The organism is Stenotrophomonas sp. 169, assembly GCF_014621775.1.
GTDB lineage: Bacteria > Pseudomonadota > Gammaproteobacteria > Xanthomonadales > Xanthomonadaceae > Stenotrophomonas.
The window spans coordinates 2,346,463-2,371,880 of sequence record NZ_CP061204.1; the positions used below are offsets into that span (position 1 = coordinate 2,346,463).

General features: G+C 65.1%; 19 protein-coding genes and 1 pseudogene. 12 read left to right on the forward strand and 8 right to left on the reverse strand.

The features are described 5' to 3' along the window. The first annotated feature begins 50 nt into the window (after positions 1–50). From ICJ04_RS10090 to ICJ04_RS10105, 4 genes are all read left to right on the forward strand, one after another. Positions 51–917: a CheR family methyltransferase gene (locus tag ICJ04_RS10090; protein WP_188327287.1), complete on the forward strand. Its 867-nt coding sequence runs from the start codon at positions 51–53 to the stop codon at positions 915–917. Beyond that, positions 914–1,513, forward strand: a complete 600-nt coding sequence (gene cheD / locus ICJ04_RS10095) for a chemoreceptor glutamine deamidase CheD (protein ID WP_188324143.1) — start codon at positions 914–916, stop codon at positions 1,511–1,513. The genes ICJ04_RS10090 and cheD overlap by 4 nt, the downstream gene beginning before the upstream one ends. Then, positions 1,510–2,583 (forward strand): chemotaxis response regulator protein-glutamate methylesterase, encoded by a 1,074-nt coding sequence (locus ICJ04_RS10100; RefSeq protein WP_188324144.1) that lies wholly within the window; start codon positions 1,510–1,512, stop codon positions 2,581–2,583. The genes cheD and ICJ04_RS10100 overlap by 4 nt, the downstream gene beginning before the upstream one ends. A gap of 381 nt (positions 2,584–2,964) precedes the next feature. After that, complete coding sequence (locus ICJ04_RS10105; RefSeq protein WP_188324145.1) at positions 2,965–3,450, forward strand: hypothetical protein; 486 nt, start codon at positions 2,965–2,967, stop codon at positions 3,448–3,450. Between the two features lie 67 nt (positions 3,451–3,517). On the opposite strand, the gene ICJ04_RS10110 is transcribed toward ICJ04_RS10105, so the two are convergent. The 4 genes from ICJ04_RS10110 to ICJ04_RS10125 all read right to left on the reverse strand — a co-directional run bounded on the left by ICJ04_RS10110 (position 3,518) and on the right by ICJ04_RS10125 (position 7,555). After that, positions 3,518–3,793, reverse strand: coding sequence for a hypothetical protein (locus ICJ04_RS10110; protein WP_188324146.1), 276 nt, complete (start codon positions 3,791–3,793; stop codon positions 3,518–3,520). Between the two features lie 478 nt (positions 3,794–4,271). After that, on the reverse strand, positions 4,272–6,863 hold the full coding sequence (gene acnB / locus ICJ04_RS10115; protein WP_188324147.1) for a bifunctional aconitate hydratase 2/2-methylisocitrate dehydratase: 2,592 nt from the start codon (positions 6,861–6,863) through the stop codon (positions 4,272–4,274). A 61-nt stretch (positions 6,864–6,924) separates the two neighbouring features. Beyond that, entirely contained in the window at positions 6,925–7,323 is a 399-nt protein-coding gene (locus ICJ04_RS10120) for a type II toxin-antitoxin system VapC family toxin (protein ID WP_188327288.1), read from the reverse strand. Positions 7,324–7,330: 7 nt separating this feature from the next. Then, positions 7,331–7,555, reverse strand: coding sequence for an AbrB/MazE/SpoVT family DNA-binding domain-containing protein (locus tag ICJ04_RS10125; RefSeq protein WP_057687522.1), 225 nt, complete (start codon positions 7,553–7,555; stop codon positions 7,331–7,333). Between the two features lie 230 nt (positions 7,556–7,785). Here ICJ04_RS10125 and acnA point away from each other — a divergent pair, with 230 nt between their 5' ends. Next, positions 7,786–10,539 (forward strand): aconitate hydratase AcnA, encoded by a 2,754-nt coding sequence (gene acnA / locus ICJ04_RS10130; RefSeq protein WP_188324148.1) that lies wholly within the window; start codon positions 7,786–7,788, stop codon positions 10,537–10,539. A 49-nt stretch (positions 10,540–10,588) separates the two neighbouring features. On the opposite strand, the gene ICJ04_RS10135 is transcribed toward acnA, so the two are convergent. Next, entirely contained in the window at positions 10,589–11,548 is a 960-nt protein-coding gene (locus ICJ04_RS10135; protein WP_223202849.1) for a Fic family protein, read from the reverse strand. A 530-nt stretch (positions 11,549–12,078) separates the two neighbouring features. Here ICJ04_RS10135 and ICJ04_RS10140 point away from each other — a divergent pair. Continuing rightward, complete coding sequence (locus ICJ04_RS10140) at positions 12,079–12,453, forward strand: type II toxin-antitoxin system prevent-host-death family antitoxin (protein WP_188324149.1); 375 nt, start codon at positions 12,079–12,081, stop codon at positions 12,451–12,453. Continuing rightward, positions 12,453–13,100, forward strand: coding sequence for a hypothetical protein (locus ICJ04_RS10145; protein WP_188324150.1), 648 nt, complete (start codon positions 12,453–12,455; stop codon positions 13,098–13,100). Before ICJ04_RS10140 ends, ICJ04_RS10145 begins: the two co-directional genes overlap by 1 nt. Before the next feature lie 88 nt (positions 13,101–13,188). Here ICJ04_RS10145 and ICJ04_RS10150 read toward each other — a convergent pair. Continuing rightward, a pseudogene (locus ICJ04_RS10150) lies at positions 13,189–14,742 on the reverse strand (BCCT family transporter). Between the two features lie 174 nt (positions 14,743–14,916). Here ICJ04_RS10150 and betI point away from each other — a divergent pair. The 5 genes from betI to ICJ04_RS10175 all read left to right on the forward strand — a co-directional run bounded on the left by betI (position 14,917) and on the right by ICJ04_RS10175 (position 21,872). Then, positions 14,917–15,507: a transcriptional regulator BetI gene (gene betI, locus ICJ04_RS10155; RefSeq protein ID WP_188324151.1), complete on the forward strand. Its 591-nt coding sequence runs from the start codon at positions 14,917–14,919 to the stop codon at positions 15,505–15,507. A 46-nt stretch (positions 15,508–15,553) separates the two neighbouring features. Continuing rightward, complete coding sequence (betB, locus tag ICJ04_RS10160; protein WP_188324152.1) at positions 15,554–17,026, forward strand: betaine-aldehyde dehydrogenase; 1,473 nt, start codon at positions 15,554–15,556, stop codon at positions 17,024–17,026. Between the two features lie 108 nt (positions 17,027–17,134). Next, positions 17,135–18,814 carry a choline dehydrogenase gene (betA, locus tag ICJ04_RS10165; protein WP_188324153.1) on the forward strand — a complete coding sequence of 560 codons (1,680 nt, stop codon included), beginning with the start codon at positions 17,135–17,137 and terminating at the stop codon, positions 18,812–18,814. Between the two features lie 229 nt (positions 18,815–19,043). Continuing rightward, on the forward strand, positions 19,044–20,720 hold the full coding sequence (locus ICJ04_RS10170) for a long-chain fatty acid--CoA ligase (protein WP_188324154.1): 1,677 nt from the start codon (positions 19,044–19,046) through the stop codon (positions 20,718–20,720). A gap of 282 nt (positions 20,721–21,002) precedes the next feature. Then, positions 21,003–21,872 (forward strand): crotonase/enoyl-CoA hydratase family protein, encoded by an 870-nt coding sequence (locus tag ICJ04_RS10175; RefSeq protein ID WP_188324155.1) that lies wholly within the window; start codon positions 21,003–21,005, stop codon positions 21,870–21,872. A gap of 123 nt (positions 21,873–21,995) precedes the next feature. On the opposite strand, the gene ICJ04_RS10180 is transcribed toward ICJ04_RS10175, so the two are convergent. Both ICJ04_RS10180 and ICJ04_RS10185 read right to left on the reverse strand, forming a co-directional pair. Next, positions 21,996–24,170, reverse strand: coding sequence for an ATP-binding protein (locus ICJ04_RS10180; protein WP_188324156.1), 2,175 nt, complete (start codon positions 24,168–24,170; stop codon positions 21,996–21,998). A gap of 2 nt (positions 24,171–24,172) precedes the next feature. Further along, positions 24,173–25,312 carry a two-component system response regulator gene (locus tag ICJ04_RS10185; protein WP_188327289.1) on the reverse strand — a complete coding sequence of 380 codons (1,140 nt, stop codon included), beginning with the start codon at positions 25,310–25,312 and terminating at the stop codon, positions 24,173–24,175. Positions 25,313–25,418: the final 106 nt, after the last annotated feature.

A 25,418-nucleotide genomic window follows, 5' to 3' on the forward strand; every position in this document is an offset into this window, starting at 1 on the left:
CGTGGGCTTGTCCCGCGCCACCGTCCCCGCTCTGGACACACCCTGTGACCCTGCCCGCCTCCCCGATCATCCGCAGTGACAACCGCGAGTTCGACTTCGCCGACCGCGATTTCCGCCGTGTCTGCGAACTCATCCACCAGCGGGCCGGCATCGCGCTGGCCCCCGCCAAGCGCGACATGGTCTACGGCCGCTTGTCGCGGCGCCTGCGTGCGCTCGGCCTGCGCAGCTTCCAGCAGTACCTGGACCTGCTGGAAAACGGCGGCGATGACGAATGGCAGGCGTTCACCAACGCATTGACCACCAACCTCACCGCCTTCTTCCGCGAGCCGCATCACTTCGAGAAACTGCGCGAAGAACTGATGGCACGTGCCGCCACGGCGACCAGCGCCAATCCGCTGCTGCTGTGGTCCTGCGCGGCGTCCACCGGCGAAGAGCCCTACTCCATCGCCATCACTGCCTGCGAAGCCTTTGGCACGCTGAAGCCGCCGGTACGCATCGTGGCCACTGACGTGGATACGCAGGTGTTGGCCACCGCAGCACGCGGCGTGTACGCGATCGATCGCGTGTCCGGGCTGGAGCCCGACCTGCGCCGCCGCTACTTCCAGCGCGGGACAGGCCCCAATGATGGCCAGTGCCGCGTCGTGCCCGCGCTGCGCGATCTGATCGACTACCGCCCGCTGAACCTGCTGGCGCCACGTTTCGACATCGGTGGGCCGTTCACCGCGCTGTTCTGCCGCAACGTGATGATCTACTTCGACAAGCCCACCCAGCGCGATATCCTGGGGCGGCTGGTCAAGCACCTGGCCGATGACGGGATGCTGTACACCGGTCACTCGGAGAACTATCTGCACGCTGCCGACCTGATCCAGCCCTGCGGCCGCACCTTGTACCGCCGCGCACCGGGGGCCCCGGTATGAGTGCCGCTGCACTGCGCGAAGACGATGTCATGCGGTACTACGACAGCCGTTTCAAGGTGACCGCGGCCAAGCTGCTGCCCACCCAGTACCTGGTGGTGGACGATGACACCGCACTGACCACCATCCTCGGTTCCTGCGTGGCCGCCTGCCTGCGCGACCCGGTGCTGCGCATCGGCGGCATGAACCACTTCCTGCTGCCGGAAGGCAATGTCGGCGACGGCGCGCCCGCGCGCTACGGCAGCTACGCCATGGAACTGCTGATCAACGACCTGCTCAAGCGCGGCGCCAACCGCAAGCGCCTGGAGGCCAAAGTGTTCGGTGGCGCCAACGTGTTGAAAGGCTTCACCAGCAATCCGGTCGGTACCCGCAACGCCGAGTTCGTGCGCCAGTACCTGCAGGCCGAACACATCCCGATCATTGCCGAAGACCTGTGCGGCATCCATCCGCGCAAGATCTGGTTCTTCGCCGATAGCGGGCGCGTCGTGGTGAACCGCCTGCCACATGCGCACGAGGCCGAAGTGGCGGCAACCGAATCGGCGGTGCGTGCCCGTCTGTCGAAGGCACCGGTCACCGGTGGTGTGGAGCTGTTCGAATGAGCTTGGAACAACCGTGCCGCGTGTTGATCGTGGACGACTCTGCGGTGGTGCGGCAGATACTGACTGAGATCCTCGCCAGCGATCCGGGCATCGAAGTGGTGGGCACCGCGGCCGATCCGCTGCTGGCGCGCGAGAAGATCAAGCGGCTGGCGCCGGACGTGATTACGCTGGACGTGGAAATGCCGCGCATGGACGGCCTGGCCTTCCTGGAAAACCTGATGCGTCTGCACCCGCTGCCGGTGGTGATGATCTCATCGCTGACCGAACGCGGCGCGGACACCACTCTGCAGGCCCTGGCGCTGGGCGCAGTGGATTTCGTGTCCAAACCGAAACTCGACGTCACCCGCGGTCTGCAGGGGTATGCGGATGAAATCATCGAGAAGGTGAAGACCGCCTCGCGCTCGCGGGTGCGCGCACTGGTGCGTGCACCGGTGGCGCCGAAACTCACGTTGGCGTCCACGGGCACGCCCACCGCGCCGCGGCCGTCACAGTTCCGCACCACGGACCGGCTGATCGCCATCGGTGCCTCCGCCGGCGGCACCGAGGCACTGCGCGTGGTGCTGGAAGGCCTGCCCGCCGATGCCCCGGCCGTGGTGATGACCCAGCACCTGCCGGCTACGTTCAGCACCGCATTCGCCGAACGGCTGGACCGCCACTCGGCCATGGCCGTGCGCGAGGCCACCGACGGCGAAGCGGTACTGCCGGGCCACGCCTACCTGCCGCCGGGCGGCAAGCACCTGCGGGTGATCCGCGACGGTGCCCGCTGGCGCTGCCGCATCGACGACGGCCCGCCCGTGAACCGGCACAAGCCGGCGGTGGACGTGCTGTTCCAGTCGGTGGCACAGAGCGCCGGCGCCAATGCGATCGGGGTGATCCTGACCGGCATGGGCGATGACGGCGCACGTGGCCTGCTGCAGCTGCGGCAGGCCGGCGCGCCGACATTGGTGCAGGACGAAGCCACGTCCGTGGTCTGGGGCATGCCGGGCGCCGCGTTCAAGCTCGGCGCGGCCGAAGAGCAGCTGCCGCTGGAGAAGATCGCCGAACGCCTGCTGGCGCTGTCGCGCACGTGATCCGGTAGCGCCGACCCATGGTCGGCGGCTGTTTGAGGATGCGCCCGGACAGATTCCCGGCTTCGGAAAGGTAGTGACGGCCGCTGGCCGTCCGCGCCCTGTAGCGCCGATCCATGGTCGGCGGCTCTTTGCCGAAGCACCCGGATGCTTTCCGCCGAGCACGGCTCGGCGCTATCCGTACCTGCATTCCTCACAGGTCCGCACTGCTTTGGCCCAACCGGTCTCGCGTTACGAAACAGCCGGGCCATACACAATCGGCTCGCCAGTGAACCGCGTGCCGCCAACCAGCGTTCGCAAAGTGGATGGCGGAGGGGTGAGAATGCTCCGTGGTCACGACGTGGCCGCTGCACCTTACACACCGCCACAGACAGGAGCAGGCACATGCATGGCGATGACTCACTGCTGTTCCGGACGCACGTAGTGAACCGGGACAATGTCATCTTCCCCTGGTCACTTTCCATCGTGGATTGCTTCTTCATCAGCAACGCGTTCAAAGCGCTGGCGGATGCGGAATTGGAATCGGTAGCATTGCTGCGGCTCTCTGCGGATGGGACGGAAGCGGAGCCCATCGACGTGCGCGATGCGTACGATCTCTACGACGTAGACACCTTTGCCGGCGGTAGCGAAGTGGTACTGCTCCATCAGCCAACGAGCTCGGCCTGCTACTGGGATCCACACGAGCGCTTCGTTGTAGTCGTTGGACCAAAGGCCTTCCTCGACGCGGCAAGGCCCTATCCCGCTGATATCGAAAAGCACTTCTACGTCGAAGCCATGTCGCATTCATCGGCTTGCAGTGACGTCGATTCTCCCGAAGCAGTCTACACAGCGCTCTGCCGTCAGCGCGCTGCATACCCGAGCAACCTGTAGCGCCGACCCATGGTCGGCGGCTCTTTGCTGATGTGCCCGGGCTCATTCCGCCGAGCACGGCTCGGCGCTACCGGACCTGCACTTGCAGTTGCCAACCTAGCGACTGCAGCACGCGCAGCACCGTGGACAACGGCAACCCGCGGGCATTGCGGAACTGCCGCCGGAACGTGCCGTTGCTCATGCCACAGCTGCGCGCCACGCCGCTGATTCCGCGCTGCTCTGCCATCAGCAGCAGCGCCGCCACCAGGCAGTCGCCATCCACAGGATGTGCATGCAGCCGGGCGTTGAGCTCATCGGCGATGGCGGATTCTGCTTCCTGCGTCGTGGGAGATGCGGTATTCAACGTTGGACCTCACATGCATGGAGGCCGCCTGCGCAGATGCGCAAGGCGGCGGGCGATGCGGGTTGCCGTACCGGAACACACTCTCAAAACCGGTGGATCAAAGGATCCCCACGCATCACCCGCCATATGACCGGCAGAGCAATGCATGCTCCGCGTTTCCCAAGGGAATCAACAGAGCTGTTTGAGAGTGTTTTCCAGGACGGCAATCCCGACGGGTGCGATGGCGCACCAGCACGTCCAGCGTGACCACACGACGACGCACCGTACATGGGCGGAGTTGCAATCGAGCCGCTCGGTGCATCGTTGGAATGATGCGGTTCGCGTCAGTATCACGGGGTAGCGGGAAAAGGCAGCCGACTGAAGTCGGCTCTACCGCCGCCCCCCGGCCCCCGCCCCGCTCTGCACGCAATAAAAAACCCCCGGCTTGCACCGGGGGTTCTGTATCAGCAGGCGCCGACCGACGTCGGCGCTACCGCAATCAGGCAGCGACCGACTTGCCGGCTTCCTGATACTCCTCGATCTGATCGAAGTTCATGTAACGGTAGATCTCCGCGCCGCTGGCTTCCAGCACGCCCACGTCCGCCATGTACTCTTCCTTGGTCGGAATACGGCCCAGGCGCGAGCAGATCGCCGCCAGTTCCGCCGAACCCAGGTACACGTTCGAGTTGCGGCCCAGACGGTTCGGGAAGTTGCGGGTCGACGTCGAGAACACCGTCGCGCCCTCACGCACCTGTGCCTGGTTGCCCATGCACAGCGAGCAGCCCGGCATTTCCATGCGCGCACCGGCGCTGCCGAAGGTGCCGTAGTGGCCCTCGCGGGTCAGCTCGGACGCGTCCATCTTGGTCGGCGGGGCCACCCACAGCTTGGTCGGGATGTCACGCTTGCCTTCCAGCAGCTTGGCCGCCGCGCGGAAGTGACCGATGTTGGTCATGCACGAACCGATGAACACTTCATCGATCTTGGCACCGGCCACTTCGGACAGCGTCTTGACGTCGTCCGGGTCGTTCGGGCACGCCACGATCGGCTCGTGGATGTCGGCCAGGTCGATGTCGATCACCGCCGCGTACTCGGCATCGGCGTCCGGTGCCAGCAGCTGCGGATCGGCCAGCCAGGCTTCCATCTTGTCGATGCGACGCTGCAGCGAACGCGGGTCCTGGTATCCCTCGGTGATCATCCACTTCAGCAGGGTGATGTTGCTGGTCAGGTACTCGATGATCGGTGCCTTGTCCAGGTGCACCGAGCAACCGGCGGCCGAACGCTCGGCCGAGGCATCGGACAGTTCGAACGCCTGCTCGACCTTCAGGTCCGGCAGACCTTCGATTTCCAGGATGCGGCCGGAGAAGATGTTCTTCTTGCCGGCCTTGGCGACGGTCAGCAGGCCCGACTTGATCGCGTACAGCGGGATCGCGTTGACCAGATCGCGCAGGGTCACGCCCGGCTGCATCTTGCCCTTGAAGCGCACCAGCACCGATTCCGGCATGTCCAGCGGCATCACGCCCGTGGCAGCAGCGAAGGCGACCAGGCCCGAACCGGCCGGGAACGAAATGCCCACCGGGAAACGGGTGTGCGAGTCGCCGCCGGTGCCGACGGTGTCGGGCAGCAGCATGCGGTTGAGCCAGCTGTGGATCACGCCATCGCCCGGACGCAGCGAGATGCCACCGCGGGTGGAGATGAACTCCGGCAGGGTGTGGTGGGTCTTGACGTCGACCGGCTTCGGATAGGCCGCGGTGTGGCAGAACGACTGCATCACCAGGTCGGCGGAGAAGCCCAGGCAGGCCAGGTCTTTCAGCTCGTCACGGGTCATCGGACCGGTGGTGTCCTGCGAACCCACCGAGGTCATCTTCGGTTCGCAGTAGGTGCCCGGGCGCATGCCCTGGCCTTCCGGCAGACCGCACGCGCGGCCGACCATCTTCTGCGCCAGCGAGAACCCCTTGCCGGTGTCGGCCGGCTGCACCGGCAGGCGGAACAGATCGGTGACCGGCATGCCCAGCGCTTCGCGCGCCTTGGCGGTCAGGCCACGACCGACGATCAGCGGGATGCGGCCACCGGCACGTACTTCGTCGAACAGCACGTCCGACTTCACCTGGAACTCAGCAATCACTTCGCCGTTCTTCAGCGCCTTGCCGTCGTACGGGCGCAGCTCGATGACATCACCGTGCTCCATCTGCGTGACGTCCAGCTCGATCGGCAGCGCGCCGGCATCTTCCATGGTGTTGTAGAAGATCGGGGCGATCTTCGACCCCAGGCAGACACCGCCGAATCGCTTGTTCGGGATGAACGGAATGTCTTCACCGGTGAACCACAGCACGCTGTTGGTGGCTGACTTGCGCGAGGAACCGGTTCCCACCACGTCGCCCACGTAGGCGACCAGGTGGCCCTTGTCCTTCAGCGACAGGATTTCCTGGATCGGACCGCGCTTGCCGTCTTCTTCCGGCACGAAGGCCGCATCGGGACGCTTGTTCTTCAGCATCGCCAGGGCGTGCAGCGGGATGTCCGGGCGCGTGGTCGCATCCGGTGCCGGCGACAGGTCGTCGGTATTGGTTTCGCCCGGCACCTTGAACACGGTCAGGGTCATGCTCTGCGCGACTTCCGGACGGCTGGTGAACCATTCGGCGTCGGCCCAGCTCTGCAGCACGGACTTCGCGTTGGCATTGCCGGCGTTGGCCTTTTCCTGCACGTCGTGGAAGGCATCGAACACCAGCAGGGTGTTCTTCAGCGCCGTGGCGGCGATGCCACCGACCGCGGTGTCGTCCAGCAGCTGGACCAGCGGGGCGACGTTGTAACCGCCGAGCATGGTGCCCAGCAGTTCGGTGGCGCGCTCGCGGCTGATCAGCGGAGTCTGCTCGCTGCCAAAGGCGATGGCCGCCAGGTACGACGCCTTGACCTTGGCGGCGTCATCAACGCCGGCCGGCACGCGGTGGGTCAGCAGCTCGACCAGGAATTCGGCTTCGCCAGCGGGCGGGTTCTTCAACAGTTCAATGACATCGGCCGTCTGCTGCGCGGTCAGCGGCAGGGGCGGGATGCCAAGCGCAGCGCGCTCGGCGACGTGGTGGCGGTAGGCTTCCAACATGACAACTCCCGGGGTAATGCGGTGAATACAACGAATGGATGAAGCGGTAAAACGGTTTCGCTCAGGCCTGCGGCACGATCAGCTTCAGGCCCTTGAAGTAATCTCGGTAAAACGTGTCGTTCCAGGTGATCAGGCCATCGCACTGCAGCAGGGCATGGGCGCCGACCATGAAGCCATCAAGGCTGCGGCGCTCGTTGCCGCGCTGCCGATGACGGCGCTGCATTTCGCCGGCGCGCAGGGCGGACTTGGCTTCCAGCGCATTGAAATGCACACCCATCTCTTCCAGCGCCTCCAGCACTTCGGCACCGCCACGCAGCGCGGCGCAGACCTCGGCCAGCGTCGCCCCGCAGACCACCACGCGGCCACCGACCAGGCTCTGGCGGAGGCAGGCCTCTACGGCATCGGCCTGCGCGCCATTGCTGAGCAGCTCGATCAGCACCGGCGAATCCACGGCGATCATGGCGGGCTTACTGTTCGTCACGGACGGCCTTCACCGCGGCGTCGGTGCTGTCAAAGCCATCCAGCGCGAACTTGCCACGGGCACGCGAGATGGCGTCATCCACGCTCTTGCGCAGGATGATCCGGCCGCCCTCCAGCTCCACGGTGAGCTGGGTGCCCTTGGTCAGGCCCAGCGCATCGCGGACCGCCTTCGGCAAGGTGATCTGTCCGCGTTCAGCTACGGTGGCTTCCATGGGTAGGCCCTCTTCGGTATGCATGAATTATACATACTTTTCAAAAAGGGGATGGAGGGGATTAAGTCGTTTTCAGCCCGACTGGGGCCATAAACGACTTAATCCCCTCCGTCCCCTTTTTGGCCGTGATGACATCGGCGCTACATCTGAATGTGTAAGCTTCTGCGCTGAGCAAGCAGGCGCGCCTGGTGCGCGGCCGTTGCAAGCCATTCGCAAAGGAGTCATCTGCAATGAGTGATTCGTTCTCCACCCGCAGCCAGCTGGACGTCGGCGGCAAGCGCTACGATTACTTCAGCCTGCCCGCGCTGGGCCAGCGCTTCGACATCTCCCACCTGCCCTACTCCATGAAGATCCTGCTGGAGAACCTGCTCCGGCATGAGGACGGTGGGGTCACCGTCGGCAAGGATCACATCGAAGCGGTCGCCAAGTGGGATCCGAAGGCCGAGCCGGACATCGAGATTGCGTTCATGCCCGCCCGCGTGGTGCTGCAGGACTTCACCGGCGTGCCGTGCGTGGTCGATCTGGCTGCGATGCGCGACGCCGTGGTCAAACTGGGCGGCAGCCCGGAACAGATCAATCCGCAGATCCCGTCCGAGCTGGTCATCGATCACTCGGTGCAGGTGGATGTGTTCGGCAAGCCCGAAGCGCTGGACCTCAACGGCAAGATCGAATTCCAGCGCAATCAGGAACGCTACGGCTTCCTGCGCTGGGGCCAGAAGGCCTTCCACAACTTCAAGGTGGTGCCGCCCAACACCGGCATCGTCCACCAGGTGAACCTGGAAAACCTCGCCCGTGTAGTGATGGCAGCGGACAAGGATGGCGTGACGGTCGCGTATCCGGACACGGTGTTCGGCACCGACAGCCACACCACCATGATCAATGGCATCGGCGTACTAGGCTGGGGCGTAGGCGGCATCGAAGCGGAAGCGGCGATGCTGGGCCAGCCTTCCTCGATGCTGATCCCGCAGGTGGTCGGCTTCAAGCTGACCGGGCAGATGCCCGAAGGGGCCACCGCCACGGATCTGGTGCTCACCGTCACCCAGCAGTTGCGCAAGCACGGGGTGGTCGGCAAGTTCGTCGAGTTCTTCGGCGACGGCCTGCAGCATCTGCCGCTGGCCGACCGCGCGACCATCGGCAACATGGCGCCGGAGTACGGTGCCACCTGTGGCATCTTCCCGATCGACAATGAATCACTGAATTACCTGCGCCTGTCCGGCCGTCCTGAAGAGCAGATCGCGCTGGTCGAGGCCTATGCCAAGGCCCAGGGCCTGTGGCACGACGCCGACACCGCACCGGCCCAGTACAGCACCACGCTGGAACTGGACATGGGCACCGTCAAGCCGTCGCTCGCCGGACCCAAGCGCCCGCAGGACCGCGTGCTGCTGGAAGACGTGCAGGCCAACTACCGCGATGCGCTGGTCGGACTGACCACCAACCGTGACAAGAAAGACGTGGACGTGTCCACCTTCATCAACGAAGGCGGCGGCACGGCCGTGGGCAACGAGCAGCTGGCCAAGGGCCAGGCCGACGTGGAACTGGATGGCAAGGCGTTCCGGCTGAAGGACGGCGCGGTGGTCATCGCCGCCATCACCTCGTGCACCAACACCTCCAATCCGGCGGTGATGATCGGGGCAGGCCTGCTGGCCCGCAACGCGGCCGCGCGTGGTCTCAATCGCCAGCCGTGGGTGAAGACCTCGCTCGGCCCAGGCTCGCGCGTCGTCACCGATTACCTCGAAAAAGCCGGCGTGCTGACCGAGCTGGAAAAGCTCGGCTTCTACGTGGTGGGCTACGGCTGCACCACCTGCATCGGCAACTCCGGCCCGTTGCCGGCGGAAGTCAGCGCGGGCATTGCCCAGGGCGACCTGGTGGTGACCTCGGTGCTGTCGGGCAACCGCAACTTCGAAGGCCGCGTACACCCCGAAGTGAAGATGAATTACCTGGCCAGTCCGCCGCTGGTGGTGGCCTACGCCATCGCCGGCACCACCGACATCGACCTGACCACCGAACCGCTGGGTACCGGCAGCGATGGCCAGCCGGTGTACCTGCGTGACATCTGGCCGAGCAACAAGGAGATCGGCGATGTGATCGCCGCTACCCTCGGGCCGGAGATGTTCAAGCAGAACTACGCCGACGTGTTCAAGGGCGATTCGCGCTGGAACACCATCGCCTCGCCGGATGGCGATCTGTACGAGTGGGATGACGGCTCGACCTACATCAAGAACCCGCCCTACTTCGACGGCATGACCATGCAGGTCGGCACCATCGACGATGTGCACGGTGCGCGGATCATGGGCGTGTTTGGCGACTCGATCACCACCGACCACATTTCGCCTGCGGGCAACATCAAGAAGGAATCGCCGGCCGGTCGCTTCCTGCAGGACCGCGGCGTGCAGCCAGCGGACTTCAACAGCTACGGCAGCCGCCGCGGCAATGATGACGTGATGGTGCGCGGCACCTTCGCCAACATCCGCATCAAGAACCTGATGTTCGACGGCGAGGAAGGTGGCAACACGCTGTACTACCCCGCCAGCGGTGGTGAGCCGGAGAAGCTGGCCATCTACGATGCGGCGATCAAGTACAAGGCCGACGGCGTGCCGCTGGTCGTGCTGGCCGGCAAGGAGTACGGCACCGGCTCGTCGCGCGACTGGGCGGCCAAGGGCACGCTGCTGTTGGGCGTCAAGGCCGTGATTGCGGAGAGTTTCGAGCGCATCCATCGCTCCAACCTGGTCGGCATGGGCGTGCTGCCGCTGCAGTTCCGCAATGGCGAAAACGCGCAGTCGCTGGGCCTGGATGGGTCCGAAACGCTGGACATCACCGGCCTGCAGGACGGCGCCAGCAAGCGCGCCACGGTCACCGCAACCAAGGCGGATGGCAGCAGCCAGACGTTTGAGGCTTCGGTGATGCTGCTGACCCCGAAGGAAGTGGAGTATTTCCGCCACGGCGGGCTGCTGCAGTACGTGCTGCGGCAGTTGGCGGGGAGGTAAGGGTGAGGCCACGGTGCCCGGAATAACCGGTCACCGTGGTCTGGAAGCATCAGTCCCTGAGAAGATCCATGTACGCCAGATACGCGTAGGTCTGCCGACGACTGCGCCCCGATGTCTCACTAAGGATGCCAAGTGATTCCAGGGACACCACTGCGGCGCGTGCAGTTGGCGCACTGACACGCAGTGCGTACTGTGCGCGTTCAACAGTCAGTTTCGGCATTGTCGGAAGCATCTCGAACAGCCGCATGGTCTGCAGCGTGCTGTTCCCTGCGCCCAGCACCAGCTTGCGATCGCTGGCGATCCGCGTGGCCAAGGCGACAATATTTCGCTGGGCATCGTCAGCCGATCGCTCCACGGCCTCAAGGAAGAACGATACCCACCCTTCCCAATCACCGTAGAGCCGGACGGCGGAGAGTCTGCGGTAGTACTCGGCCTGATGTGCCTTGAGATAGCTTGAAACACAGAGCAGTGGCTCGGGTAGCAGCATCCAGTGCTCAAGCAGCATGGCGATGAGCAGCCTTCCTATACGTCCATTGCCATCGAGAAATGGGTGGATGGTCTCGAACTGGGCGTGTATCAGCGCAATGCGCACCAAAGGGGGAAGCTCCTGTTCTCCCTCATGATGGATATAACGCTCCAGAGCCCCCAGCAGCGCATGAACCTCGCCCGATGGAGGGGGGACAAACGCTGCATTGCCGGGCCGGGTGCCGCCAATCCAGTTCTGGGTAGTACGTATCGTGCCAGGCTGGCGCGAGGCGCCCCGCACTCCAGAAAGAAGTATGCAATGCGCTTCGGTGAGCAACCGGGTGGACAGAGGCAGTCCCGTTGGCGATCCAAGCTGCTCCCGTACGTAGCGAAACGCTTGAAGGTAGTTGGTCACTTCCTCCACGTCATCAGCGTTGTTGACCCGGATGCCGGCTTCGTCATCGAAGACATCGGTAAGAGTCGCCTGCGTGCCTTCAAGCTGTGAGGTGAGCAGTGCCTCTTTTCTGATCGCGCTGTAAATCAACCATTCGCCCGATGCCCAGCCCGGACATGGCGGCCAGGCGCGAGAGTGCCAGCTCAGCCCTCCGACCTTGCTGCATAGCTTCGAGGATCAAGCAGCGGCTCGATGGGGGGCAGCGGCAGTGGCACGAAGGCACGCACCGCTTCTCCATGCGTGGTGGTCACCACAAAAGATCCAGAGCTGCGCGCCATGAAAAGTCCTCTTTCCATCCTGTGACTGTAATGAAAGATATCTTTCTTTAGCGGTCACCCAGTGCAAGCTTTTTGCTCCTCCCACCCTCCGCTGGCGCAGCGATGCCAGCCGAGAGGGCGGTTGAAGCCATTGCGCGCAGGACGCTTGGCGCCCTGAATGGGCGGAAAGCAGGGCCCCATGGATTGGTTTACGACGTGTCCTGCGCAAGGGCTTCAACCGCTCTCCCTCGCACCAATCAGACGTCACTCGAAAAAATGATTTATTCCTATTTTAGACAATTCATATAAATAGGACGAAACAGGAGTAATCTCGACCCCAAGGCACACCCCGTGGAGTCCACCATGCTGCACACCCCGATCAGCTTCGAGCCCATCACCGAGCTCACCCGCACCACCGCCTCGTCGGTGAAAGAGCACTGGCGCAAGGTGATGCAGGAGGTGCGTGACCAGCGCATGGTGGTGGTCACCAACCACAACGAGCCGCAGGCGGTGATCATCTCCGCCGACCAGTACCGTGCGTTGCAGGCCAAGGTTGAGGCGCTGGAACAGTCGCTGGATGAACTGCGCAGCCAGACCCCTGCCCTGACCGAGCTCCGTCAGGGCTTCGACGAGCGCTTGGCGGTGCTGCAGCAGGCGCAGGCCGGTGCGCGCGCACGTGACCTGCTGCAGCGCCCTGCCCGCCTGCAGGGCAAGGTCAAGGCCGGTTCCGGCTACTGATGGCGCGTCCGTTCCTGTACGTGCTGGCCGGCGTCAACGGTGCCGGCAAGAGCTCCATCGGCGGTCACCTGCTGCGTGAAGCCGGGCTGGACTGGTTCAATCCGGATACCTATGCGCGCGCACTGGTGCAGCAGCTCGGCACGCCACAGGCGCAAGCCAATGGGCAGGCTTGGCAGGAAGGCGTACGCCGCTTGCAGGCCGCACTGGCCGAGGGCCACAACCATGCCTTTGAAACCACGCTGGGGGGTACGTCGATAACGGCGATGCTGCATGAGGCCAGCGCAACGCATGACGTGCTGATGTGGTTCTGCGGGCTGTCCAGTCCAGAGCAGCACATCGCCCGGGTGAAGGCGCGCGTGCAGGCCGGCGGGCACCCCATCAATGAAGCCGACATCCGCCGCCGCTGGCCGCTGGCGCAGCAGAATCTGATCGGCCTGATGCCGGTGTTGGCGGCGCTGCAGGTCTATGACAACAGTGCCGATGCCGCGGCGGGTGAGGCGGTGGCCGACCCGGTGCTGGTTCTGCAGCTGCAGGAGGGCGTGCTGGAGTGGCCGCAGGCGGATGACCTGGAGCAGCTGCGTGGCACGCCGGAATGGGCCGTGCCGCTGCTGGAGGCGGCGCTACGCCTCGGTAGCACACCGGCTTGAAAGCAACGGCCCCGCTGCGCTCGCCGAGCGTGGCTCGGCGCTACCCACTTCGGGCGTCCCGGTAGCGCCGAGCCGTGCTCGGCGGTTTTCAGCGCCGATGCGGGGCATCCGGATCGGTGCGCAACGCGCGCAGCAGGCCCACCATGTAGAACACCAGGATGAACGAGAACGGCAGGCCGCACAGCACCACGGCCGTCTGCATCGCGCCGAAGTTGCCGGCCAGCAGCAGGCCGATGCTCACTACGGTGATCACCGCGGCCCAGAACACCCGCAGCCAGATCGGGGCGTCGTGGCCGTCTTCCACCCCGCCGTCCACGCGCCGGGTACACAGGTTGGCGATCATCAGCGTGCCCGAGTCCACCGGCGTCAGAAACAGCACGAAGCCGATCACCACCGCCGCACCGGCCACGTAGGGCGCCCACGGCAGGTACTCCAGCAGCTTGAACAGGGTCATCGCCGCATCCGCCTTGGCCACCTCACCCAGCACCGCCTGGCCGTGGTTCAACACCAGGTCGATGGCGGTGTTGCCGAAGATCGACAGCCACGCCAACGTGAATCCCAAGGGGATCAGCAGGACGCCAAGGATCACTTCGCGGATGGTGCGCCCGCGCGAAATACGCGCCACGAACAGGCCCACGAACGGCGCCCAGGCAATCCACCACGCCCAGTAGAACAGCGTCCAGCTGCCCAGCCACTCGCGGCCCTGAGGCTGGTTGAGGTAGATATCGAAGCTCTTGCGCACGAACGAGGCAAGGTAGTCGCCGGTGTTCTGCACCAGCCCGTCCAGCAGATGCAGCGTCGGCCCGGTCACCAGCACGAACAGCAGCAACACGCACAGCAGGCGCACATTGAGATTGGACAGCCAGGCGATCCCCTTCTCCACACCGGCCACCACGCCGATCGTGGCCACCGCCATCATCACCAGCACGATCAGCACCAGCGTCTGCGGCGTATCGGGCATGCCGAACAGATAGGTCAGCCCGGATTGCACCACCAGCGCGCCGATGCCCAGGTTGGTCACCATCGATATCAGCGTCGCCAGGATGCCGAATCCGTCAACCATGTCCCCGATGCGACCATGGATGCGCTCGCCGAAGATCGGGTACAGCGCAGACCGCAACGCCAGCGGCAGGTCCCGGCGATAGGCGAAGTAGGCAAGTGCGACACCCACAAGCGCATACAGCGCCCAGCCGTGCAGTCCCCAATGCAGGAAGGTCAGCGCCATTGCCTCGCGACTCGCCTACACGGTGCTGCCCGGCTGGTCCGGCGGGGCCAGGAAGTGGTCCAGCGGCTCATAGGCGCCGTAATACAGCAGCGCGATGCCGATGCCTGCGGAAAACAGCATCGAGACCCACGGGACGTACGCGAACGCGGGCGCTTCTTCGTTGTGGCCCAGCCGGATCGCGCCGTAGCGCGACAGCGCCAGCCACAGCACGAAGCACAGGCAGATGACCATCAGCACCATGTACCACCAGCCGAACGCGGCGGACACTTCGGCCTGCGCGACCTTGAGCCAGTGTTCGCTGGCATCGGGATGCAGCACGGTGAGCAGACCCAGCACGCCGATGGAAAGGGCGGAGCTGAAGAACACGAAGCCGTTCAAACGCAGCGGCGACGGAGCAGAGGAAGCCTTGGAAGACATGGGGTTGTCTCTTCGATCCAGGAAGCACGTACGTGGGGCCGGATCGGGGGGCCAGACGCAGGGCGCGGGGGACGCAGGCGCATCCTACGCCTTTATTGATTGAACGTTCAATCAATAAAAAGTATAGTGACTCCTCTACCCGGTCCCGTACCGGTTGCCGCGCATGGAGAAACGATGCCAAAGAAAGGAATTGAGCCGGTCCGCCGTGAACAGCTGATCCGCGCCACCTTCGAGACGATCGACGAGATCGGCCTGGCCGATGCGACGGTGGCCACGATCGCGCGCAAGGCAGGCCTGTCCACGGGCATCGTGGCCCATTACTTCGGTGACAAGGATGGGCTGCTCAATGCATCGATGCGGCAGATCCTGCGCGAACTGAAAGCCGCCGTCGCACGCTTCCGCGACACCTGCGCCGACGACGCGCGCGCCCAGCTGCGGGCCATCGTCGACGGCAACTTCGACGACAGCCAGACCAACGGCACGGCCATGCGCGTCTGGTTGACGTTTTGGGCCGCCAGCATGCACCAGCCGGAACTGGCTCGACTGCAGCGCGCAAACGATCAACGCCTGTTCTCCAACCTGTGCCACCAGTTCAAACGTGCGTTGCCGGCGCCGCAGGCCATCCTGGCCGCACGCGGGCTGGCCGCGATGATCGATGGCCTGTGGCTGCGCGGCAGTCTGGTCGGCGGTGAGTTCAATGCCGACAAGGCGCGCCGTATCGCTTACGGCTATATCGACTTCCAGTTACAGGCAAACGCGCTATAAGCGCTGGGTGCCCTCCCCCCTCCCCCTTCCCCTTCCAGGAGTTCCCATGTCCACCCTGCCCCTGCAGCAGCTTTACATCCACGGCAAGCTGGTCGACGCCACCAGTGGCAAGACCTTCCAGACCGTCAACCCGGCCACTGGCGAGGTGATCGCCGAGGTCCAGGTCGCCAACAAGGCCGACGTCGAGCGCGCCGTGGCCAGCGCCGCGGAAGGCCAGAAGGTGTGGGCGGCCATGACCGCGATGGAGCGTTCGCGCATCCTGCGCCGTGCGGTGGACCTACTGCGCGAGCGCAACGATGACCTGGCGCGGCTGGAAACGCTGGACACTGGCAAGGCAGTGAGCGAGACCACCACGGTGGACATCGTCACCGGTGCCGATGTGCTGGAGTACTACGCCGGCCTGGCCACCGCGATCGAAGGCAGCCAGGTGCCGCTGCGCGAGTCGAGCTTCTTCTACACCCGCCGCGAACCACTGGGTGTGGTCGCCGGCATCGGCGCCTGGAATTACCCGGTGCAGATCGCGCTGTGGAAGTCCGCCCCGGCGCTGGCCGCTGGCAACGCGATGGTGTTCAAGCCCTCCGAAGTGACCCCGCTGACCGTTATTGAACTGGCCAAGATCTACACCGAAGCGGGCGTGCCGGACGGTGTCTTCAACGTGGTGCAGGGACCGGGCCGCGACGTCGGCACGTGGCTGACCGAACACCCGGTGATCGAGAAGATCTCCTTCACCGGCGGCGTGGAAACCGGCAAGAAAGTCATGGCGTCGGCCGCGTCGTCGTCGCTGAAGGAAGTGACCATGGAACTGGGCGGCAAGTCGCCGCTGGTGATCTGTGATGACGCCAACCTGGACCGCGCGGCCGATATCGCGGTGATGGCCAACTTCTTCAGCTCCGGTCAGGTCTGCACCAACGGCACCCGCGTTTTCGTGCCGCGCAGCATGCTGGCCGCGTTCGAAGCGGCGGTGGTGGAACGCGTGAAGCGCATCCGCATCGGTGACCCCACCCAGGCTGACACCAACTTCGGCCCGATGGTGAGCTTCGCGCACATGGACAACGTGCTGCGCCTGATCGAAACCGGCAAGACCGAGGGCGCACGTCTGCTGACCGGCGGTGGCCGCGTGACCGACGCGGCGCTGGCCAACGGCGCCTACGTGCAGCCGACCGTCTTCAGCGACTGCCGCGATGACATGACCATCGTGCGCGAAGAAATCTTCGGGCCGGTGATGAGCATCCTGGCCTACGACGACGAAGAGGAAGTGATCCGCCGCGCCAACGACACGCATTTCGGCCTGGCCGCGGGCGTGGTCAGCAACGATATCGCGCGTGCGCACCGCATCATCCATCGCCTGGAAGCGGGCATCTGCTGGATCAACACCTGGGGCGAATCGCCGGCGGAAATGCCGGTCGGTGGCTACAAGCAGTCCGGTGTCGGCCGTGAGAACGGCATCTCCACCCTGGCCCACTACACGCGCATCAAGTCGGTGCAGGTGGAGCTGGGCGACTACGCCAGCATCTTCTGATTGCCCCTTCCCGGTAACGACCGACGCGCCCCTCCCCCCGCGTCCGGTCGTTCCTTCATCCCGCCAGCCGGTCGCGCGTGCGCACCGGCCAGCCTGCAGGAGAACGACATGAGCACCCTCAACGAATACGACTACATCATCATCGGCGCAGGGTCGGCCGGCAACGTGCTGGCCACGCGGCTGACCGAAGACGCCGACGTCACGGTGTTGCTGCTGGAAGCCGGTGGTCCGGATTACCGCCTCGACTTCCGCACGCAGATGCCGGCCGCGCTGGCCTTCCCGCTGCAGGGCAAGCGCTACAACTGGGCGTACAAGACCGATCCCGAGCCGCATATGAACAATCGGCGCATGGATTGCGGCCGCGGCAAGGGCCTGGGCGGTTCGTCGCTGATCAACGGCATGTGCTACATCCGCGGCAATGCGATGGACTATGACAACTGGGCCAGCATGCCGGGCCTGGACGACTGGACCTACGCCGATTGCCTGCCGTACTTCCGCAAGGCCGAAACGCGCGACATCGGCGCGAATGATTACCACGGCGGCGATGGCCCCTTGCGGGTCACCACGCCGAAGGCCGGCAACAACGTCCTGTTCAAGGCGATGATCGAAGCCGGTACGCAGGCGGGCTACCCGCACACCGACGACCTCAACGGCTACCAGCAGGAAGGGTTCGGCCCGATGGACCGCACCGTGACCCCGCGCGGCCGCCGTTCGAGCACCGCGCGTGGCTATCTGGATCTGTCCCGCCCGCGCCCCAACCTGACCATCGTGACCCACGCGCTGACCGATCGCATCCTGTTCTCGGGCAAGCGTGCGGTGGGCGTGGCATGGCTGCGCAACGATGAACCGCAGAAGGCGCGTGCGCGCCGCGAAGTGCTGCTGTGTGGCGGGGCGATCGCTTCGCCGCAGGTGCTGCAGCGTTCCGGCGTGGGCCCGGCCGACCTGCTGCGTGGCCTGGGCATCGACGTGGTGCACGACCTGCCGGGCGTCGGCGCGAACCTGCAGGATCACCTGGAGATGTACCTGCAGTACGAGTGCAAGCAGCCGGTATCGCTGGCACCGGCGTTGAAGCTGTACAACCAGCCGGCGATCGGCGCGGAGTGGCTGTTCCTGGGCACCGGCACCGGCGCCAGCAACCAGTTCGAAGGCGGCGGCTTCATCCGCAGCAACGAGGAATTCGACTGGCCGAACCTGCAGTACCACTTCCTGCCGGTGGCCATCAATTACAACGGCTCCAACCCGATCAAGGAGCACAGCTTCCAGATGCATGTCGGCTCGATGCGCTCACCGAGCCGCGGCCGCGTCCATGTCCGCTCCACTGATCCGCGCGAACATCCCAGCATCCTGTTCAACTACATGTCGCATGATCAGGACTGGCGCGAATTCCGCGATGCGATCCGCATCACCCGCGAGATCTTCGCCCGGCCCGCGCTGTCACCGTACACCGGCCGTGAGATTTCGCCCGGCAACCAGATGCAGACCGATGCGGAGATCGATGCCTTCGTCCGCGAGCATGCCGAGACGGCTTACCATCCGTCGTGCTCGAACAAGATGGGCAGCGCCTCGGATCCGATGGCGGTGGTGGACGGCCAGGGCCGCGTGCATGGCATGGAAGGCTTGCGCATCATCGATGCGTCGATCATGCCGCAGGTGGTCACCGGCAATCTCAACGCGCCGACGATCATGATCGCCGAGAAGCTGGCCGACGTGCTGCGCGGGCGCACCCCGCTGCCGCGCAGCACCGCGCCGTACTACAGGGCCAACGGCGCCCCGCCGCGCCAGCGTTGAGGTAGTGACGGCCGCTGGCCGTCAATCCCTCCGCCGTCGTTCCCTCGGCGGCGACCTTTGATATGACACGCGTGACGGCCAGGGGCCGTCACTACCGCGCAGGACACAGAGGCCCGCCATTGGCGGGCCTCTTCGCGTTTTCCATCCGGGACGGTATGCTGCCAAGGCTGGATCTGCATGATACTGGCTACCGCAACACTCAAATTCTAAGTTTCCTGGAGGGGGAATCATGAGCCTGGAACGTCCCTGGTTGCAGAGTTATCCGACCGGCGTACCCGCCGAGATCGACATCAACGAGTTCCACTCGGTCTCCTCCGTCTTCGACGCTTCGGTAGCCAAGTACCGGGATCGCCCCGCCTACTCCAGCTTCGGCAAGGTGCTCACCTACGGTGAAACCGATGCACTGGTCGAACAGTTCGCTGCCTACCTGCTGGGCGAGCTGCAACTGAAGAAAGGCGACCGCGTCGCGCTGATGATGCCCAACTGCCTGCAGTATCCGATCGCGACCTTCGGCGTGCTGCGCGCCGGCCTGACCGTGGTCAACGTCAACCCGCTGTACACCGCGCGCGAGCTGAAGCATCAGCTGGTCGATGCCGGCGTCACCGCCCTGGTGGTGGTCGACAACTTCGGTGACACCGTGCAGCAGGTCATCGCCGATACGCAGGTCAAGCATGTCATCACCACCGGCCTGGGCGACATGCTGGGCGCCAAGGGCGTGGTGGTGAACTTCGTGCTGAAGTACATCAAGAAGATGGTACCCAACTACACCCTGAAGGGCGCCGTGCGCTTCCGTCATGCGTTGAAGCTGGGCAGCCGCCATGAGCTGCCGAAGGTGGAGATCGACCACGACGACATCGCCTTCCTGCAGTACACCGGTGGCACCACCGGCGTCGCCAAGGGCGCGATGCTGACCAATCGCAACCTGGTCGCGAACATGCAGCAGGCCTCGGCCTGGATCGGCGCCTCCGGCATCGAACCGGGCAAGGAATGGATCATCACGGCCCTGCCGCTGTACCACATCTTCGCCTTGACGGCGAACGGCCTGGTCTTCATGAAGTTCGGTGGCTGCAACCACCTGATCACCAATCCGCGCGACATGAAGGGCTTCGTCAAGGAGCTGAAGGGCGTGCGCTTCACCGCCATCACGGGCGTCAACACGCTGTTCAATGGTCTGCTCAACACACCCGGCTTCGACACGGTGGATTTCTCTTCGATGAAGGTCACCCTGGGGGGCGGCATGGCCGTGCAGCGATCGGTCGCCGAGCGCTGGAAGAAGGTCACCGGCGTTACCCTCGTGGAGGCCTATGGCCTGACCGAAACCTCGCCGGCCGCGTGCATCAACCCGCTGACCCTGGCCGAGTACAACGGCTCGATCGGCCTGCCGATTCCCTCCACCGACGCCTGCATCAAGGATGACAACGGCAACATCGTCGGCGGTGACGACGTGGGCGAACTGTGCATCAAGGGTCCGCAGGTGATGAAGGGCTACTGGCAGCGGCCTGAAGACACCGCCGGCGCCATCGATGCCGACGGTTGGCTGCACACCGGCGACATGGCCAAGATGGATGCGCAGGGCTTCTTCTACATCGTGGACCGCAAGAAGGACATGATCCTGGTGTCCGGCTTCAACGTCTATCCGAACGAAGTCGAGGACGTGATCGCGATGATGCCCGGCGTGTTGGAAGTGGCCGCGGTGGGCGTGCCGGATGACAAGTCCGGTGAGATCGTGAAAGTGGTCATCGTCAAGAAGGACCCGAACCTGACCGCCGAACAGGTCAAGGAACACGCACGCGCCAACCTGACCGGTTACAAGCATCCGAAGATCGTCGAGTTCCGCAAGGAACTGCCGAAGACCAACGTCGGCAAGATCCTGCGCCGCGAACTGCGCGACGCCCCGGCCCCCTGAGCCGCCCCCGCTAGCGCCGACCCACGGTCGGCGACCGCAGCAGCGGGCACGATCCCGGCACCCCGGTAGCGCCGACCCATGGTCGGCGAGCGCAGCGGCCCGCACGATCCCGCATTCCGCCGCTCGACTCTCACGATGACCGGAACCTGAAAGGGCCGGCGTCGCGAATGACTCTGGCTTTTCCATTCGGGGCAGTTGCGTCGGTGTAGCATCGCCGCGAGTGGACCCGTCGGCCCGCCGACCACCGATCCTCCCGCGGGCCAGCCATGCCGAGGAACTGCCATGAGCACCATTGAAAAGCTGCCCGTCACCCGCCCCTACACCACCATCCGCACCGAAGACAGCACCGATGGCGCCGCCCATTGGCTGTATATGCACGCCGATGCCAGCACCGGTATCCGCCCCTGCTGCCGCAAAGACATGCTCGACGAAATGTGGAGCTACATGAGCGCCATCACCCGCGGACCGGCGGCGCGGCATGACGGGCGACTGCGCCATTTCGTGCTGGCCTCCGATGCCAGTGCCTACAACCTCGGCGGCGATCTGGACCTGTTCACGCGGTTGATCCGGGAAGGCAACAGGGACCGCCTGCTGGCGTACGCCCAGCGCTGCGTGGAAGGCGTGCACCACCTGCACACCGGCTTCGGCGGTGATGTGCGGTCCATCGCGCTGATCCAAGGCGATGCGCTCGGCGGCGGCCTGGAAATGGCGCTGGCCTGCCACACCATCGTGGCCGAGGAAGGCGCGGGCATGGGCCTGCCGGAGGTGCTGTTCGGGCTGTTCCCGGGCATGGGCGCGTACTCGTTCCTGTGCCGTCGGGTGGCCCCGCAGCAGGCCGAGAAGATCATCCTTGACGGCCGGATCTACAGCGCCGAAGAGATGCATGCGATGGGCGTGGTGGATCTGCTGGTAAAGAAGGGCGAAGGGCGCAAGGCGGTAGAAGACCTGATCCGCCAGCATCAGCGCATCCCACAGTCCTACCTGGCCATGAACGCTGCGCGCAACCTGGCGCAGGCCGTGAGCTACGACGAACTGCTGGAAATCACCAAGGTCTGGGTGGATTCGGCGCTGGCGCTGGGCGACCGTTCGCTGCGCACGATGGATCGGCTGATCAAGGCGCAGACGCGCCGTGCCGGCCTTGACGCGGCCTGAGTGCGCTCCCTCCCCCACGCGTACATTCGGCAGGTGCCGGCCATGAGCCGGCACACTGCGTTCCGACCGGGATCGGGCGATGGCGGGCATCCCGCCGCGCATCGCGCGGCGCCACCCCGTCACTCAACGCGGATCAGCCTCGTCGACGCCGGGCTGGCTGCGATGGACGGCACGTGCATTCAATGCCAGGCGTCCTTCTTTCACGGTATCGGCCAGCACGGACAGACGCTGCCGCCACTCCGCCTTCAACTGCCAGTCGGCCATGCGCATCAGTTCACCCGCGCGGTTGGCAGCACGAACCAGCCCAAGGTTGCTGGCCACGCCCTTGATGGCGTGTGACTGTTCACGGAACTGCACCCAGTTCATTGCGTCGCCGTCCTGCTGCGCCTTGCGCATGCAGGTCTCAGCATCGGCCAGGCATTGGCGGATGAACTCCCGCTCGAAGCCCTCGCCCATGCCCAGCGACGCCAGTTCGTCCAGTACGGCCGAATCCAGCACCCCGTCGGTGCCCGCCGTAAGCGTGCGTACGATCGGCGCAGATGGCTTGAGGTCACGATTGGACGCGATCTCGGCCAGGGTATCCAGCAGGCGCACGGCCACTACGGGCTTGGCCAGGAACGTATGCGCGCCCGCCTGCATGCAGCGCTGGATCGCATCCGGGGTCACATCCGCACTGAGCACCAGCACCGGCGTGCGCGGTGCACCGCCGGCCTGCAGGACCCGCAGCTCTTTGAGCATGTCCAGGCCACTCATGCCCGGCATGTGCAGGTCGACGATGGCCGCATCGAAATCGTTGTCGGCCATCGCATCGAGCACGGGCTCGCCGCCGTCCACGCACAGCACGCGATGACCGGCCTTCTGCAGCAGGCGCTGCAGCACCATGCGGTTGGCTTCGTGGTCATCAGCGACCAGGATGCTCATGCTGCGCACCCGCGCGCGGTGGCGCAGGAAGGGATCGGCGAAGGCGATCACGTTGCCGCCCTCGCCTTGCAGTGGATTTCCCACCAGGGCGGGCGTAACAACATGGGACTGCGGTTGCGGCGGTGCGAATGGCACCTCGATCCAGAAGCAGCTGCCCTGCGGCAGGTTCTCCTGGTAGCCGATCTCGCCTCCCATCGCTTCCACCAGCCCCTTGGCGATGGTGGTGCCCAGCCCGGTGCCTTCGTGGCGGCGCGCCATGCTTACGTCGGCCTGCTCGAACGCCTCGAACAGCCGCGGTCGCATGGCCGGCGCCACGCCGATGCCGGTATCGATGATGTCGAAGCGCAGCCGCACGCCCCCATCGGTCTCGGCGCGGACCACGCCGACGCGCAGCTCCACTTTGCCGTGATCGGTGAACTTCACCGCGTTGCCGGCCAGGTTCAGCAGGATCTGCCGCAGGTGGCCGGTGTCACCGCGCAACCGCGGCGGCACGGTCTCGTCGATCTTCACCCGATAGTCCAGCCGCTTGGCCTTCGCCTGCGGCAGCAGGATCAGGCCGATGGCCTGGATCACGTCGCCCAAGGCGAAATCTTCCGCCGCCACGCGCAGTTTGCCGGCCTCGATCGCCGAGATGTCCAGTACCTCTTCCACCAGCGCCAGCAGGCTGCGCGATGACGCCTGGATGGTGTTGAGGCATTCGCGTTGTTCTTCGTCCAGGCGCGTGGTGGCCAGCACTTCGGTCATCCCCGCCAGCCCGTTCAACGGCGTGCGGAACTCATGGCTCATGTTGGCCAGGAACCGGCTCTTGGCCTCGCTCGCCCGGCGCGCCTCGTCCATCGCCTGGGTGAGCTGGCGCAGCAGCGTGGAGAAATACAACGGCACCGCCGCAAGTCCCAACCAGAGGCCTATCGCCAGGCGCGCGTTATCCACCCAGTAATCGGTATACAGCGCGGTGCAGCCGAAGCTGACCATGGCCATCGCCACGGCCAGGTAGAGGTAGTTGTTGCCGAAACGCATGCCGTTGCCCACGGTCACCCACATCACCACGATGTAGACCCACGACAACGGCTCGCCCATCTGGATCATGCCGGCGGCAATCAGTCCGTAGTCGGCCAGCATGCCAAGCACACGGCGCGGATCGGACCGTTGCGGCCGCCACAGCAGCCAGGCGAAGGCCAGCACCGACAGCCCCAACCCGCCCAGCACGATCGCCAGCACGCCGACGTACTGCGCGTGCGGCAGGTCGTTGCGAACGCCCGGCATCAACACGTACGCCAGGATGACGCTGATCAGGGCGATGCGGACGATCTGCTGCCCGTGCTCGGAATCCTGGCGGAGGGCCAGTCGCTGGCGCAGGCGGGGCAGCAGGGCGGTCATGGTCAGAAGCCGGGTCGGACCGAAGCGGTGGAGTGTTCGGCGCAGATCTGTTCCAGCTGCTCGCGCCCCTGCAGCAGCGCGTCCACGATACGGGGGTCGAACAAGCGTCCCCGCTGCGCGTATAGATACGCCAACGTGGCATCCATCGTCCACGCCTCCTTGTACGGTCGTGGCGATATCAGCGCGTCGAACACATCGGCGACCGCGACAATGCGTGCCTCCAACGGGATCGCATCGCCAACCAGACCGTCCGGGTAGCCGCTGCCGTCGTAGCGTTCGTGGTGGCGCAGGGCGATCAAGGCACCGACCTGGATGAAACGGTTCTGGCTGCCGCTGAGCAGCTCGTGGCCGATCCGCGGATGCCGGCGCATGATCGCCAGCTCTTCGTCGTTGAGCTTGCCCGGCTTCAGCAGCACCGCATCGGGAATCGCGATCTTGCCCATGTCATGCAGCGGGGCCGCCATTTCGATCAGCTTCACTTCCTCTTCGGGAAGCCCCAACTGTTCGGCGATCAATCCCGCCACCCGGGCCATCCGCTCGAGGTACGCGCTGGTGCCCGCATCGCGGAACTCGATGGCGCGCGCCAGCCGTGACAGCGTCTCGCGCTCGCGCTCTTCCACCTCGTGCATGCTGGCCAGCAGGCGCTGCTCCAGCGACAACGCACGCTGCTTCACGTTCTCGGATTGTTTGCGCAGCTGCAGCAGGTTGTAACAGCGCGCGCGCAGCTCGCGTGGCCGGATCGGCTTGACCAGGAAATCGATGACACCCGCTTCGAGCGCCGCCTGGCGGATCGGCTCATCGCCGACCACGGTGATCAGGATCACCGGAATGTCGCGGTGCTTGGGCAGGCGACGGAAGCGGCGGGCAAATTCCAGCCCGTCCATCTCCGGCATGCGGTAGTCCAGCAGCAGCAGGTCGACCGGCTGCGACTCGCACCAGTTCAGCGCCGACAGCGGGTCGCCGAAATCGTACACAGCCAGTTCCGGCGCGATGTCTTCGATGACATGGCGCAGCATCGTCCGGGCAGACGTCTGATCGTCAACGATCACAATATTCAATGCTGCTTCTGCCTGCTTGTTCGACCACCCTGGAATCAGGGTTGGCGAGGATAACCTGCCATCCTGCGTGCCCGCACCCTGCATCAGTCCGATATCCGCCATGCGCTCCCCGGATCTTGATCGCCGTCACATTGTGGCGGCACTCTGGACGCGGCCTGCCGCCTCCCCCCAGGAATTGCAGGCCATATCG